This window comes from Aliiruegeria lutimaris (genome assembly GCF_900099935.1).
GTDB lineage: Bacteria > Pseudomonadota > Alphaproteobacteria > Rhodobacterales > Rhodobacteraceae > Tropicimonas > Tropicimonas lutimaris.
The window spans coordinates 1-14,696 of the sequence record NZ_FNEK01000027.1; the positions used below are offsets into that span (position 1 = coordinate 1).

The following is a 14,696-nucleotide window of genomic DNA, read 5'->3' on the forward strand; positions in this document are numbered from 1 at the left end:
ATCGAAACCCAACTGGGGCCGACGCTGCGCGAAGGCGACGTTGTCATACTCGACAACCTGTCGAGCCACAAAGCCCCGGCCGCAGCGGCGTCCCTACGCGCGATTGGTGCATGGTTCCTGTTCCTGCCACCCTACAGCCCAGATCTGAATCCCATCGAGATGGCCTTCTCGAAACTCAAGACACTGATCAGGAAGGCCGCCGCGCGAACCTATGACCAACTCTGGGCCGCCGTCGGACAGGTCTGCAACCTCTTCTCGGACGAAGAATGCTACAACTACTTCAAAGCCGCAGGCTATGAGGCCGATTAAACGCGACACGCTCTAGAGCGCCGCTCGAGTTCTGCTCGGCGGCAAGCCCCACCCTGAAACAGGCGATGTCAGGAAGTTTGTTCGTCCACCCGCACCGCGATGCGGCCGTCCTGCGGAACCGATGGAGTGGCAAAGGCGATGCGCTTGCCGCGGCCGGCATCGCTGTCATCCTCGCTCATGCGCATGATGGCAATGCCGAACTGTACCCCGGCAAAGACAACTCCGTTGAAGATGAAGAGCATCGCCACGGCGATCCAGCCGCCGCTCGTATGCGTCACCAGGTGCCACAAATTGGCGACGTTCAGCGACAGCAGCAATGTCACGAAAACCGCCGAGAGCAGGTACCCGATGATGACCTGGCGAATATAGAGGCGGACGAGTTTCGGCATTGCAATTCCTTTTCGCACAACATGCTGCGGGACAGCATAGCGCAGGCAGGTCCAAAGACAAAATGAAAAAATTGAATATGTTTGCTTTCGCCGCCCGCATCGCTACCGCATCCAGAGCTTGGCTTTCTTGATCCTGTTGCGCAGTTTCTGCTCCGGCCAGGGCAGGTCTGCGCGGTCGAACATTGCCCGGACCTTTTGGCCTTTCCCCTGAAAGATCATGCGTTTGAAGGGCTCGTGTTCCTTCAGCGCCTTCTTGATCCAGTTCGGGCTGGAGACGTCTTCCAGGATTTCCACCACCAGGTCGCTTTCACGCGCATAGAGCAGCGGCAAGACGCGCCAATGGCAGGTGGCGGTGCCATCGAGGGGCGATAACTCCGGCCCCGGCCGGCCGCCGCCCAAGGAATGAATCACCAGTGGCAGGGCCACCTGGTCGAGCCAGGGATCGAGCTTCTGGCAGACGAGTTCCGGTGGCGGGTCCGAGCGGATCGAACGGGCATATTCGAGGAAGCGCGCACCAAAGGCTGCCGGATCGCGGTAGAAGAACCAGCCGGCGTTGAAATAGAGATAGCGGCGCCAGAATTCGTCCGGCTCCGACAGGTCGAGCGAGCTTTCGAAATCCAGCTCGAAGCGGTCATAGAGCGATTTCCAGATCGCGCTGTAGCCCGGCCCGTAAAGCTCGATCTCCGGCCAGGTTCCCTCGCGCCGCATCGAGGCTGAGGGCCGGTCGAAATCGAATGGGGTTTCCGAGAGCGGCCCGGTGATCAGCGTGTCGCTGTCCAGGAACAGGAAAGGCTCATCGGCGGGCAGCGCGGCAAGTGCCTCGATTTTGTTTCCCTGCGGATAAGAGGCGCCGAAATGGGCAGCGTGAAAGGGTTGGATCTCCGCGCCGAGCCGCAGCAAGGCCTCCCGCGTCTCTTCGCCCTGTATGCGCGGGTCTTCCGGCCATGCGCCGCCGGGTTGCGGCTCCAGCAGGATCAACCGTCCGTTGAAGCCGGGATCGCAGGCCCTGAGCGAGGCTGCCAGCAAAAGCGCTTCGTACTGCAACCGTCCGCCCTGGGCGATGGCAGCGATGTTGAAGGGCGGGCGCGGGTCTGTGTCGGTCATCTGCACCGGGGCTCTGGTGTCATCTCGGTCTTTTGTTGCATCTTCGCGTTACGAAGGACATGGCGAACCGCGGCTCGCGCGCATTTTCTGATCTCCTAAGGGGTCACCTTCCCGAGCAGGATATCCGCCGCATTGGCAGCGATCATCATCGTCGGCGCATTGGTATTGCCAGCCGGAATGCGGGGCATGACCGAGGCGTCGATCACCCGCACCCCCTCAACCCCACGCAGCCGCAGGCTCGGATCCACCACGGAATGCGCGTCCGCGCCCATGCGGCAAGTGCCGACGGGGTGATAGATCGTCTCCGCATGCGCACGGATATGGGCCGCGATCTCCGGCTCCGCTTCCAGCCGCCGCGACGGCGTGACCCGCCCGCGACGATGTGCGGAAAGCGCCGGGTTCTCCATCAATGTCTGCGCGATGCGGAAGGCGTCGATCATGGTCTCCATGTCGGCGGGATGGCTGAGATAGGCCGGGTCGATCCGCGGCACGGCCATGGGCGAGGGGCTATTCAGCCCGATTTGGCCGCGGCTCTCCGGCAGAAGGTCACAGACATGCAGCGTGTAGCCATGGCCATATTTAAGCCTGCGCCCATGATCGAGCAGATAGGCCGGCAGGAAGTGGAATTGCAGGTTCGGCCGTTCTCGCTCCGGGTGCGAACGGGCAAAACCACCGGCCTCGGCGACGTTGCTCGTCAGCATGCCTGAACGGTGGCGCAGGTAGGCCAACGCCTCGACGATCCCGCGCGGCAGCAGCGACGCGGCCAGCCCGATCGGCATGCGGGAATTGGCCGAGTGCATCAGCGTGACATCGAGATGGTCCTGCCGGTTGCGCCCAAGCTCGGGCAGGTCGTGCAAAACCTCAACGCCACTCTGCTGCAATTCCAAGCCCGGCCCGATCCCGGACAGCATCAGGAGCTGTGGGGAGTTCACGGCCCCCGCGCAGAGCAGGATCTCCCCGCCCGGCCGGAGAACCAGCTCCCGGTCCCCATCGGCGTCGCGCAGGCGGATGCCACGCGCCCGCCGCCCGGAGAAATCCACCCGCGTTACATGGGCATTGGAGAGGATGTCGAGATTTGCGCGCTCGCGGGCCGGTTCGAGATAGGCGCGGGCTACGCTACAGCGTTTCCCCTTGCGTTGGGTCACCTGGTAAAGGCCCAGCCCTTCCTGCACCGCGCCATTGAAATCGTCGTTCGGGAGCAGTCCGATATGCCGTCCGGAGTCGGTAAACGCCCGGCTGACCGTGTTGGGCGAGGGCAGGTCGCTGACGGTGAGTGGACCGTCCGCGCCATGCTCGCCGGAGGCGCCGAGCCGCTCGTTGGCCTCGGCCGAGATGAAGAGCTCGCGCGCCCGTTCCCAACCCCAGAGCGCAGTGCCCGTGGCCTTTTCCCAGCCGTGGTAATCCGCCCGGTGTCCGCGACTATAGATCATCGCGTTCACCGAACTGGACCCGCCCGGCGTTCGCCCGCGCGGCCAGTAGAGCGGCCGGCCGTTCAGTTCCGGTTGCGGCTCGGTCTCAAGGTTCCAGTTGATGCCGCGCATATGGGCAAGCACGGCCAGTCCGAGCGGAATGTGGATGAAGGGTGAACAGTCGGGCGGTCCGGCCTCGATCAGGGCGATGCGGCGCGTGCCGCCCTCGCTCAGCCGGTTGGCCAGAACGCATCCCGCAGACCCGGCGCCGACAATTATATGGTCGTACACGTCCCTTCCTCGCCGACACTTCCGCGACCGGTCGTGCCGGCCGAGGATCGCAGCCCATCGGCGCGAACGATAGCGGTACGTGGAGTCACCGGAGACGGGGCGTCGTTTACCTCCAAGGGCTAGAATGCGTGAATTTTTTCGACGGAAATCACGCAGTCCCGCGTATGATCGGGTAACAGGAAGCAGCGGGGCGGGCCTGATGATATCGGCCTTGCGGTATTTCATCTCGAAACAGCCGGTCGTTTTCGGCATCTGCGTGGCGGCCAGCCTGTTCACGCTGTTTTTCGCTGTCCAGTTTCTCGCCCATTTCATCTGGATGCAGGACCCGGCAAATCGCGACCAGAGCCTCGAAGGATGGATGCGGCCTCGCTACGTGGCAATGTCCTGGCATGTGCCGCCGGATGTTGTGCGTGAAGCGCTGGAACTCGGGCCGCCGCCCAAAGAGCGGGGCAGGGAACCGCTGACCATGGCCGATATCGCCGTGGCGCAAGGCGTTAGCCTTGAGCAACTCACGGCGCGGGTGGCGCTTGCGGCCGAAGCGTTCCGGACGAGGCACGACAGATGATCGATACGCTTCTTGCCCTCGTGCCGATTTACGGGCTGTTCCTGATCGCGGGCGTGGTGGCGGTGTCCTGCCTCGCGGTTCCGCTGCCGTCTTCCATGCTGGTCATGGCATCGGGAGGCTTCGCTGCCGCGGGCGATCTCGTGTTGTGGCAGGTGATTGTCGTGGCCTTCCTAGGGTTCGTCCTGGGTGACCAGACCGCGTTCGGCATTGCACGCTGGGGTGGACCGAAGCTGCTCGACAGGCTCAAGGAGCGTTCTGGAACAAGGGCGGCGATCGCACGGGCGGAGGCGCTGGTGGATCGTTGGGGCGCGGCGGCTGTCCTGTTGAGCCGTACCCTGGTCAGCCCGCTGGGACCATGGACGAGTTATATCGGCGGGGCTGCCGGGCTGGGATGGTTGCCCTTCACGCTCGCGGCGATCTTCGGAGCGGCGCTTTGGGCGAGTGCTTATGCGAGCCTGGGCTACGTATTCGCAGACCAGATTGCGAATATCGCCTCGATGATCCTGAACGGTGCGGGGTTCATCCTCGCTGCAATGGTCGCGTTCGGTTCCGGCTGGTGGCTCCGTCGGAATTGGAAAGCCATGCGCGCGGAGTTGCGCATGGCTCAAACCGAAAAATCAGCCGCCGAGGAATAGGCGCGAAAGGACGTATCAGAGCATCCGTCCGGCGACCGCATCCAGTTTCGCCAGTAATGCGGGGTCCCGTTTTTCCGGGGCAGTCATCAGCGCGTTCTCCAGCGCGCGGTCGCACCCATGCTCGCAAGTGCCGCGCGCGGTCGTCAGCAGGGCGGGCAGGCGGGCAATCATGCCACGAGCCTTCTCCGAATTGCCGATCAGGGTGCGGATGATCTCGGTCACTTCCACCTCTCCGTGGTCGGGGTGCCAGCTGTCGTAATCGGTGACCATGGCGACGGAGGCATAGCACAGCTCCGCCTCGCGGGCGAGTTTGGCCTCGGGCATGTTGGTCATGCCGATCACATCGCAGCCCCATTGCTCGCGATAGAGCTTCGATTCCGCGAGCGTGGAAAATTGCGGTCCCTCCATGGCCAAATAGGTGCCGCCCGGATGCACCGTGATGCCCTGCGCCAGAGCGGCATCGAAACAGGCCTTCCCGAGGCGCTCGCAGGTGGGGTGGGCAACGCTGACATGGGCGACGCAGCCGGTTCCGAAAAAACTCTTCTCACGGGCAAATGTCCGGTCGATGAACTGGTCCACGATCACGAAATGCCCCGGCGCCATCTCCTCGCGGAAGGAGCCACAGGCGGAGACGGAAATGACATCCGTCACCCCAAGCCGCTTGAGCGCATCGATATTGGCCCGGTAGGGAACGGTGGTCGGCGAATGCACATGGCCGCGCCCGTGCCGCGGCAGGAAAGCCATTCTTACACCGTCCAAAGTGCCCGTCAGGATCTCGTCCGATGGCGCGCCCCATGGTGTCTCGACGGCGTGCCAGCGTGCGTCTTCCAGCCCGTCGATCTCGTAGAGGCCACTGCCCCCGATCACTCCGATCATCGTGTCCATGGCCTGTCTCCCCTGGCAGTGTCGCTCGCGGCAAATCTAGTGCACAGTTTGGAGCGATGGAAGCGCCTCCCATGCTCGGCCATCGCGGAGCCTTTGCAACGAAGCGGAGCCTTTGCAACGAATAGGTGCCGACAGCGGGTGAAAAGGCGGGGGCTTTGCCCCCCGCGCTCTGGCGAGCGCTCCCCCCAGGATATTTGTGGAAAGATGAAGTGGAGTGTTTTTCAGCTTCATCTTTCTTCAAATACCTCTGCCGGAGGCACGATCCAACGGATCGTCCATGTCCGTTTGGCTCCGGAGTTTACGTTCGCAGAGAATGCGGATCCGCGGCTTTTCATTCGCATGTCCTGCGCCGCCACAGAGCCTTTAGCCGGGCATAGGTTAGTCGCTGGAGGAAAGGAGCTATGCGTTGAGCGCATGACGGGTTCCCGCCTGGGTTCCTTCTGCGACGTGGTATCTTCTGATAACGCCAACCGGATGCGTGCTGCGGCAATCCGGCGCGTCAGAAAATCCGCCTGCGGCCGTCCCGAGTGTGACGTGTGCTGCAGCATCTGAACAGCGAACGAGGCCCCGCTTGACCCGAACCATAATGGCAGCTCTTGCCCCGAAGAATTATCTGGCACAGTTCTCGTCCGGCGAGACGATGAATTCCGCGCGGCTGCGCACCGAGATCCTTTCGGGCCTGACTGTGGCGCTGGCGCTGGTGCCGGAGGCGGTCGCCTTTGCCTTCGTGGCCGGCGTGCATCCGCTGGTGGGTCTTTACGCGGCCTTCATCGTTGGTCTGATCACGGCTTTGATCGGCGGTCGCCCGGGCATGATTTCGGGGGCAACCGGCGCGTTGGCCGTTGTCATGGTGTCGCTCGTGGCCGAGCACGGGGTTGAATACCTCTTCGCGACCGTTGTGCTGATGGGAACTATCCAGATCGCGGCGGGTATCTTCAGGCTGGGCAAATTCATTCGGCTGGTGCCGCATCCGGTGATGCTGGGGTTCGTCAACGGGCTCGCCATTGTCATCTTCCTTGCGCAGATGACGCAGTTCCAGGTGCCCGGCACGGCAGAGGCCTCGGGCCACGGCATGGCGGGGGGGGAATGGCTCTCGGGGCTTCCGCTCATCATCATGCTGGCGCTTGTGGCGCTGACCATGGCAATTGTCTGGGGCCTACCCAAGCTTACCAATGCCATACCTGCGCCACTCGCGGGGATCGCCATTACGGCCGCCATCGTGATCGTCTTTGGTATCGACGTGCCGCGTGTCGGTGACATGGCCTCCATCGAGGGCGGGTTGCCGATGTTTCACATTCCCAGTGTGCCGCTGACCTGGGAAACGTTTCAGATCATCCTGCCCTATTCGCTCATCTTGGCTGCCATCGGCCTGATCGAGAGCCTGCTGACGCTGAACCTGGTGGGGGAGATCGTGCATGAGCGCGGCGGCGCCAGCCAGGAATGCGTGGCCCAGGGGCTCGCCAATACCGTGACCGGTTTCTTCGGTGGCATGGGGGGCTGTGCGATGATCGGCCAGTCGATGATCAACGTGAAATCCGGTGGCCGCACCCGGCTTTCGGGTATCTCGGCCGCGCTTTTCCTGCTAGCCTTTATCGTGGTGGCCGCACCGTTGATCGAGCAGATCCCGCTTGCCGCGCTTGTCGGCGTCATGTTCATGGTCGTGATCGGAACCTTCGCCTGGAAGTCGCTGACTATCATGCGCAAGGTGCCGCTGACCGATGCCGTGGTGATCGTTCTGGTGACTGTCGTGACCGTGATGACGGATCTTGCCACGGCGGTTGTCGTTGGTGTGATTGTCTCCGCGCTGGCCTATGCTTGGGAGAGCGCTTCCCACATTCATGCCAAGACCTACAAGACACCCGAGGGCGCCAAGGTCTACCAGATCCAGGGACCGCTCTTCTTCGGCTCTGCACATGGTTTTACCGAGCTTTTCGATCCGGCGAACGACCCGCAGCGGGTGGTGATCGATTTTGCCGAGAGCAAGGTGGCCGACCAGTCGGCATTAACCGCGATCGAGGCGCTGGCGGGAAAATACGAGCAGGCCGGCAAGAAGCTTGAACTGCGCCATCTGAGCCATGACTGTCACAAGTTGCTGAGCAAGGCCGGGCAGCTCATCGTGGATGCAGATGACGATCCCGATTACGCCATTGCCGCGAACTATTCGGTTCGGACTGGGGTTCTGCACGCAGGGCACTGATCACGGCTCGGGCGTCTTGCGGGGAGATGCCAGAGGTCATGGGGTGATCGGCGGTCGCGTCGAGGCGCGCAAGATCAGCTCTACCGGAGCGATGATCTGCTGAGACGCGCGGTCTGCGCCATCGCAGAGTTGTTCCAGCATTCCGGCGATCGCCCGGCCTGCGTCCCGGATGGGCGCGCGGGTGACCGTAAGCGGGGCAGAGAAGCTGACCGTCGAAAGCCCCGACAGATCGTCATCATGGCAGATGAGGGACATGTCGCGCCCGAGTGCCAGTCCGGCATCGTGGATGGCCCGCTCCGCTCCGAGCGCCAGGTGAATCGAGGAGCAGATCGCGGCCGTTACGCCGGTTTCCAGTGCCGCACGCATGCAACGGAAGCCTTCCTGTTCGGTCATGGGCGTTTCGGATATCGGGGTTTGCGCGCGAGCGAGGCCGTTGACCCCGGCGAGGAAACCGTCGCGGCGCATGATCGCGAACATGGCATCCACGCGCCCGTTCAAAAGCGCGATCTTGCGATGGCCAAGCTGCATGAGAAGCTCGGTGGCGCGTTGGAAGGCGCCGAAATTGTCGATATCGTAATAAGCATGATCCGGCTCGGGAGCTGTTCTGCCATGCAGGACGAAGGGAACGCCGAGCCGTTCCAGCAACTCGGCGCGGGAATCTCCAAGCAGCGGTCGTGTTATAACGAACCCATCGACTTTGCAGGCGCGGATGAACCGTTCATAAGTGGCCGTGCTTCGTTCATTCGGTGACCCGCCAAGCACAACATCGCGCTCCTTGCCGGCCAGGGCCTCTGTTAGCCCGGCCATGAAATCCGAAAACTGCGGATCCAGCATCGGCGTGCCTTCCGTCGTCAGGATCATCCCATAGGCACCGGCCTTGCCGGTGGCGAGGCGTCGTGCGGAAGCATTTGGCCGGTACTCCATCTCGCGCGCGGCCCGCAGGACGCGCTCTCGGGTTTCGGCGTTTACCGTGGAATAGTTATTCAATGCCCGGCTGACAGTCGCCTGGCTCAGGCCGAGATGTTCCGCGAGTGATTTCAGGCTGGTCAAGGGAAGGTCCGGTTCTGGAAAGCGCTTTCATAATTTGGCGAAATCATTTCGCCTCGGCAATGGGGAAACCGCTTTGGGCGTTAAAGAGGTGGCTGGCGCGACACGGGGGCTGTTCGATCGGGGGCGCTCCGCATGTGACGACGATCCGTTGGATCGTGCCTCCGGCGGGGATATTTGTCGTCAGAAGAACAGGTTCGGGTCGGCTCGTCTATTAATGTTTGGAAGTTCCGTGGCGAGGGGCTGTTTAGGGATGGAACCTGAATTGTGATCGGGAACCGCATTGACGATGACGTCTTGCCGAGTGTTTATGAAAGCGCTTTCAATATGTCCGATTCCGAGGAGGAAAACATGTCCGGAGCGTCCCTGAGCCGAAATCCTGAGTGGTGGCGCGGTGCGGTGCTCTACCAGATCTATCCGCGCTCCTTTCAGGACAGTACCGGAAGCGGTACTGGCGACCTGCGCGGTATTACCAAGCGGCTGGACCATGTGGCTTCGCTCGGCGTGGATGCAATCTGGCTCTCGCCCTTCTTCACCTCTCCGATGGCGGATATGGGGTATGACGTAGCGGATTATTGCGATGTCGACCCGTCCTTTGGCACGCTGGACGATTTCGATGCGCTGGTAGCGCGGGCGCATGAGTTGGGCCTCAAAGTGATGATCGACCAGGTGCTCTCGCATAGTTCGGACCAGCATGAATGGTTCAAGCAGAGCCGGAGTTCGCGCGACAATGACAAGGCGGATTGGTATGTCTGGGCCGATCCGCTTCCCGATGGTTCGCCGCCCAACAACTGGTTGTCGATCTTTGGCGGCCCGGCCTGGGAGTGGGACGGGGTGCGGGGGCAGTATTACCTGCACAACTTCCTGATCGGGCAGCCGGATCTGAACCTGCACAACCCGGATGTACAGCAGGCGCTTCTGGACTCGGTGCGGTTCTGGCTCGAGCGCGGCGTGGATGGGTTTCGGCTCGATGTCTGCAATTTCTATTTCCACGACCGATCGCTCAGATCGAATCCGCCGCGGCCACAGACGATCGAGCGGAGCCGCTACACGAACCCCTACGGGATGCAACTCCATATCCACGACAAGACACAGCCCGAGAATCTGGAATTCCTTCGCCGCTTCCGGGCGCTGTTGGAGGAATATCCGGATCGCGCCTCGGTCGGCGAGATCGGGGCGGAGGAGCGCTCGCTCGACGTGGTGGCCGAATATACCGAAGGTAAGGACAAGCTCCACATGAGCTATACGTTCGACCTGCTTTCGGATGGCGGCACGCCTGCGGGGATCGCCGCGGCCATCGATAAGTTCGAGGAGGCGGTGAACGATGGCTGGGTGTGCTGGGCACTCTCCAACCACGACGTTCCGCGTCATGTTTCCCGCTGGCTGCGCGACGGTGACGACCGGGCGCGTGTCGCACGGCTGGCCGCCTGCCTGTTGTTGAGCTTGCGGGGGTCCGTCTGCGTCTATCAGGGCGAGGAGCTGGGACTGGAGCAGGTCGACGTGCCTTTTGAACGTTTGCAGGACCCTGAGGGAAAGCGGTTCTGGCCTGCGCACAAGGGGCGCGATGGTTGCCGCACGCCGATGCCTTGGGAAGAAGGAGCGGTTCAGGCCGGCTTCTCAATTGTCGAGCCGTGGTTGCCGCTCGGGCCGGATCATTATGCGCAGGCTGTGGATCGGCAGGGGGCGGCGGACAGCGTGCTCAATCACTACCGGCAAATGCTGGCATTCCGGAAGGCGCATCCTTTCCTGGCAACAGGCGATATTCGCGTCCGGGAAGTGAACGAAGACCTTCTCGCTTTCGAACGCATCGGGGATGAGCGCTTGTTGATGGTCTTCAACATGGGCTGCGAGGCGGTGAGGTTCCAGATTCCCGAGAACGGCACGCTTCTGCAATTGCCCGGATTCTCAGATGTAGCGTCGACTGGTGGGGCTTTGGACTTGCCAGCGCGTTCCGCGGCTTGCATCCGTCTCGGCTGAGGCCGGGTAAGTGCTTGTCAGCATTTGGTCTCTGCCAATTACAGGGAAAGGTGTCTGTTCGTGGGCGCGCGCAAGGCGCGCATGAACGATCCTGTGGATCGTGCCTCCGGCGGAGGTATTTGGGGAAAGATGAAGCAAGAAAACGCACTTTTCTTCTGACGACAAATATCCTCGGGGGAGCGCTCGAGAGAGCGCGGGGGCAACGCCCCCCTCCCACATTTGCCATCAGCTTGAACCTTGGTGGCACAGGGCAGGGTCTTCTGCCGAAGTGATGGAGAACTGACTGTTCTAGCTAGTCTCTCAGATTATGAAGCTCAACCCGCGTCATCCTCGATGAAGGTCTCGACACCATCGACCGGTATTTCGGCATCCTTGAGCCATTGGGACATGTTGGCAATTTTCTCGGTGTCCATTCGGGGGCGTTTCTGGCTACTGCGATGCGACGGCACGGGCCAGGCTAAGTCCGGAACGACGGCCTGGCGTTGGGTAATACTCTGCCTGGAAACATTCAGCACCATCAGATCCTCGGCCAGTGCAACCGGTCCTTTCCATTCGGTACGCAAGTCGTCGAGGACGGGCACGCGCAGGTCTTCGGAGATCATCGTGTGATAGAGCACACCCAGGCGCGGCTGGCAGAGCGTGAACATCTTGCCGGCAGAGCGCGGCGGGCAATGCACGCCGTGGCAGATATTCTGTGCGATCTGGAGCGGCAGGTGGGTCTTTTCGGCATAGTGTTTGGCCGGCAGGAATGCTTCGTGGATGAGCACGTCGGCTCCTTGTGCGTTCTCGACGAGGAACCGGCTTGGCTTGCCGTCGCCGAGAAAGACGAAGGACAGTCCGTTCCAATCGAGCCGATAGCTCACCGGGCCGTCGATGCAGTGGATCGCCGGGAAGGCGCTGATCGAGACGCCGTTTTCCTCGAACACGACATGGCCGTTTACCGCGTAGTCGAACTCTGTGAACTCGGTCTTCCAGCCGTCGCCGGCGGAGACGACATTCCGCCGGCTTTCGATATCCCAAGCCATCAGGGCCTCGAAGGCGCGGCCGAAAGCGGCCGTGCCCAGGCGCTCTTCGTTGCTGGAAGGGCCCCAGACCCGCAGGGGTGTGAAGCGGCCGCGCACCATGCCGAGCCCGTAGAGCGAGGTCAGATCCCCCATGTGATCGACATGCAGATGGGTCAGGAACACCTTGTCCAGCAGCGAATGCGGCACGCCGAGCGCGTTGAGATTGGCCGAGCTGCCGGTGCCCAGATCGAAGATGAACTTGTCGCCGTTGCCAAGCTCGACCAGCCAGCCCGCGGATTTCTGGTCGCGCCGGCAAAAGGGCATGCCGGTGCCGAGCGCGGTGATCCGCATCTCGTCCTCAAGCAGGGGCTCGCCGGGATAGAAGAAGTTCGGATCGCGTTCGCGCATGGAGGATCTCCGGGATGAAAGGCGGCAGACGGGTGATTCCACGGGCGAGCCTAGCAGCCCGTGGGCCATTTGCCCGATAGCGGGTTTGGATCCTGTCGAAACGCGTTGGAGCGGTGGGGCCCGAACGGAGCGAGTGGTTGCGGCATACGCGCCCCTTGGGCGGGTCCGCCTTGCAACGGGAGTATTGAGCGGCGAGTTTCGTCCCAGACCGGGCTGTGTCGGGCCGATCCGTCCCTCCGGGTCGGCAATCCGGAGCGCGTCGAGAAGCCAAATCGAGGAGAAAGCGTCATGCGGTTCCAAGGGAAACGGGTCATCATTACCGGTGCGGGCAAGGGGATCGGGCGAGATCTCGCCCTGCGACTTGCGGGCGAAGGTGCAGAGATCGCCGCCATGGCCCGAACGGCGGCGGACCTCGACAGCTTGAGGGCGGAGATTGGCGGAACTTCTCATGTCGTAGACCTGGGCGACGCCGAGGCCGCTAGAAAGGCTGCGCGAGAGGCCGTGCCTGCCGACCTGCTGGTCAATTGCGCCGGCATGAACATCCCGCAACCCTTCCTGGAGACGACCGTCGAAGCCTTCGACACCGTGAACGCCGTGAACACCCGTTCAGCGCTGATTGTGAGCCAGGAATACGCGAAGGCCCGTATCGCCGCGGGCGGCGGCGGCGCGATCGTTAACGTCTCCTCGATGTCGGCCTTTTATGGATGGGCCGATCACGCTGCCTATTGCGCTTCCAAGGGCGGTATGGACGCGATGAGCCGGGTGATGGCCAACGAGTTGGGGCGGCACGGAATTCGGGTGAACTGCATCAATCCGACGGTCACCATGACCGAGCTTGCCGTCGAATCCTGGAGCGCACCGGAGAAATCCGGGCCGATGCTTGCACGTATCCCGATCGGGCGTTTCGCCGAGACCGAAGACGTCTCGGGCCTGATCGCGTTTCTGCTCAGTGATGATGCGGCGATGATCAATGGGGTTGCGATTCCGATAGATGGCGGCCTTATGGCCTGCTGAGCACAATCAGCTCGTCACATCCCGCGCCGGCCGGCTGGCAAACGCGCCACCTGTCCGGCACTGCCGGACAAGCGAAACACGGCTATTACGGCGGCAAAAAAGGATTAATCTGTCTGGGAATGTCGCACCATCCGTAAAGATGGTGGGCGACCCTGGAATCGAACCAGGCATGGGTCTCCCCGGCGGAGTTACAGTCCGCTGCCGCACCTTGCAGCACGTCGCCCGACGCCGGGCGTACGTAGCCAAGCGGACTACCGGGGTCAACAGAAAAAAGCGAAAATCTTCGCGGCAAAGTTCTGCAAAGGATTGCCTGAGCGGTGACTTTCTGAGGGAGGATGTGCCTGGCGCACGAATTTCGGGAATGGGTAACGGATATGTGCTTGCTGCAGGTGATAATCGTTCGCAATGTGATTGATTTTTGCAAGTGATTTGCATATACAGAGTGCGAACAGGTGGGCGCGTTGAGCCCGAATCCAAAGGAACAGAGATGCAAAGACGAACGCTGCTGGCAGCGATGGGGGCGACTGCGCTTTGCACGACGGTTTTTCCCGGGTCAGCCCGAGCGGCGGGATCGCTGAATGTCGTTGCCACGACCGGCATGATCGCCGATGTGGTTCGCCAGATCGGTGCAGAACTGGTCGAGGTGCGCGGGCTTATGGGCCCCGGGGTCGATCCGCATTCCTATCGTCAGACGCGGACGGATATCGTCGCCATGACCAAGGCGGACCTGGTGCTGTGGCATGGGCTCTACCTTGAGGCGCAGATGGAAGAGTTCTTCCACAAGCTGGAGCGTCGGGGCAACGTGACCGCCGTGGCCGATGCCTTGCCTCGCGAGGTGCTGTTGGGCCACCCGGATTACGACGACAAGTTCGATCCGCACGTCTGGATGGTGCCGGAAATCTGGGAGCTGGTCGTGCCAGTGATCCGGGACGCGTTGACGAAAGCGCTGCCGGAACATGCATCGGCTTTCAACGCCGGGTCGGAGGCTTTCCTGGCCGATCTCGACAAACTTGGCGACTATGCGCGGGTCGTGTTGGCGAGTGTGCCGGAGCAGAGCCGGGTGCTCGTTACCGCGCATGACGCCTTCAGCTATTTCGGTCGCGAGTACGGGTTCGAGGTTCTGGGGATCCAGGGGATCTCGACCGAGTCCGAAGCCGGGCTGAACCGGATCGGCGAACTGGTCGATGTGCTGGTGAACCGCAAGATTGGCGCGGTCTTTGTTGAAAGCTCGGTTTCGGATCGCAATATCCGCGCGCTGATCGAGGGGGCCGCATCGCGTGGCCACGAGGTTCGGATCGGTGGCGAGCTGTTCTCGGACGCGATGGGCGAGACGGGCACCTATGAGGGAAGCTATCTCGGCATGATCGATCACAACATCACGAGTATTGCACGTGCCCTAGGCGGGGACGCCCCGGAACGCGGCATGCTGGGCCGGCTGAGTGCCGGGCTTTGAGGAGAGTGG

General features: G+C 62.2%; 13 protein-coding genes and 1 tRNA gene. 7 read left to right on the forward strand and 7 right to left on the reverse strand.

The genetic code is table 11. The features are described 5' to 3' along the window. On the forward strand, positions 1-309 hold a 309-nt coding region (locus BLR85_RS13830), incomplete at its 5' end, for a transposase (protein WP_170844569.1). Between the two features lie 68 nt (positions 310-377). Here the strand turns inward: BLR85_RS13830 and BLR85_RS13835 are convergent. The 3 genes from BLR85_RS13835 to BLR85_RS13845 all read right to left on the reverse strand — a co-directional run bounded on the left by BLR85_RS13835 (position 378) and on the right by BLR85_RS13845 (position 3,502). Beyond that, positions 378-698: a hypothetical protein gene (locus BLR85_RS13835; protein WP_093156984.1), complete on the reverse strand. Its 321-nt coding sequence runs from the start codon at positions 696-698 to the stop codon at positions 378-380. Between the two features lie 102 nt (positions 699-800). Next, positions 801-1,802 (reverse strand): hypothetical protein, encoded by a 1,002-nt coding sequence (locus BLR85_RS13840; RefSeq protein WP_093156987.1) that lies wholly within the window; start codon positions 1,800-1,802, stop codon positions 801-803. A 95-nt stretch (positions 1,803-1,897) separates the two neighbouring features. Continuing rightward, a complete protein-coding gene (locus BLR85_RS13845) occupies positions 1,898-3,502 on the reverse strand; it encodes a GMC family oxidoreductase (RefSeq protein WP_093156989.1) in 1,605 nt (534 codons plus the stop codon). A 199-nt stretch (positions 3,503-3,701) separates the two neighbouring features. Between BLR85_RS13845 and BLR85_RS13850 the strand changes: the two genes are divergently transcribed. Then, entirely contained in the window at positions 3,702-4,067 is a 366-nt protein-coding gene (locus BLR85_RS13850; protein ID WP_093156991.1) for a hypothetical protein, read from the forward strand. Beyond that, on the forward strand, positions 4,064-4,702 hold the full coding sequence (locus BLR85_RS13855) for a DedA family protein (protein ID WP_093156993.1): 639 nt from the start codon (positions 4,064-4,066) through the stop codon (positions 4,700-4,702). Before BLR85_RS13850 ends, BLR85_RS13855 begins: the two co-directional genes overlap by 4 nt. Positions 4,703-4,717: 15 nt before the next feature. Here BLR85_RS13855 and BLR85_RS13860 read toward each other — a convergent pair whose 3' ends face one another. Next, on the reverse strand, positions 4,718-5,587 hold the full coding sequence (locus BLR85_RS13860; protein ID WP_093156997.1) for an S-methyl-5'-thioadenosine phosphorylase: 870 nt from the start codon (positions 5,585-5,587) through the stop codon (positions 4,718-4,720). Between the two features lie 640 nt (positions 5,588-6,227). On the opposite strand from BLR85_RS13860, the gene BLR85_RS13865 reads away from it, so the two are divergent. Beyond that, positions 6,228-7,784, forward strand: coding sequence for a SulP family inorganic anion transporter (locus BLR85_RS13865; RefSeq protein ID WP_244520734.1), 1,557 nt, complete (start codon positions 6,228-6,230; stop codon positions 7,782-7,784). Between the two features lie 36 nt (positions 7,785-7,820). On the opposite strand, the gene BLR85_RS13870 is transcribed toward BLR85_RS13865, so the two are convergent. Further along, positions 7,821-8,834, reverse strand: coding sequence for a substrate-binding domain-containing protein (locus BLR85_RS13870; protein WP_093157003.1), 1,014 nt, complete (start codon positions 8,832-8,834; stop codon positions 7,821-7,823). A gap of 348 nt (positions 8,835-9,182) precedes the next feature. Between BLR85_RS13870 and BLR85_RS13875 the strand changes: the two genes are divergently transcribed. Continuing rightward, positions 9,183-10,808: an alpha-amylase family glycosyl hydrolase gene (locus tag BLR85_RS13875; RefSeq protein WP_093157149.1), complete on the forward strand. Its 1,626-nt coding sequence runs from the start codon at positions 9,183-9,185 to the stop codon at positions 10,806-10,808. 314 nt (positions 10,809-11,122) lie between these two features. Here the strand turns inward: BLR85_RS13875 and gntH are convergent, their stop codons facing one another. Continuing rightward, positions 11,123-12,220: a guanitoxin biosynthesis MBL fold metallo-hydrolase GntH gene (gene gntH, locus BLR85_RS13880; RefSeq protein WP_170844570.1), complete on the reverse strand. Its 1,098-nt coding sequence runs from the start codon at positions 12,218-12,220 to the stop codon at positions 11,123-11,125. 288 nt (positions 12,221-12,508) lie between these two features. Between gntH and BLR85_RS13885 the strand changes: the two genes are divergently transcribed. Continuing rightward, positions 12,509-13,234 (forward strand): SDR family oxidoreductase, encoded by a 726-nt coding sequence (locus BLR85_RS13885; RefSeq protein ID WP_093157009.1) that lies wholly within the window; start codon positions 12,509-12,511, stop codon positions 13,232-13,234. A gap of 140 nt (positions 13,235-13,374) precedes the next feature. Here the strand turns inward: BLR85_RS13885 and BLR85_RS13890 are convergent. Continuing rightward, positions 13,375-13,458, reverse strand: a tRNA-Tyr gene (locus tag BLR85_RS13890). A 263-nt stretch (positions 13,459-13,721) separates the two neighbouring features. Here BLR85_RS13890 and BLR85_RS13895 point away from each other — a divergent pair. After that, entirely contained in the window at positions 13,722-14,687 is a 966-nt protein-coding gene (locus BLR85_RS13895; protein WP_093157012.1) for a metal ABC transporter solute-binding protein, Zn/Mn family, read from the forward strand. The last annotated feature ends 9 nt before the right edge of the window (positions 14,688-14,696 follow it).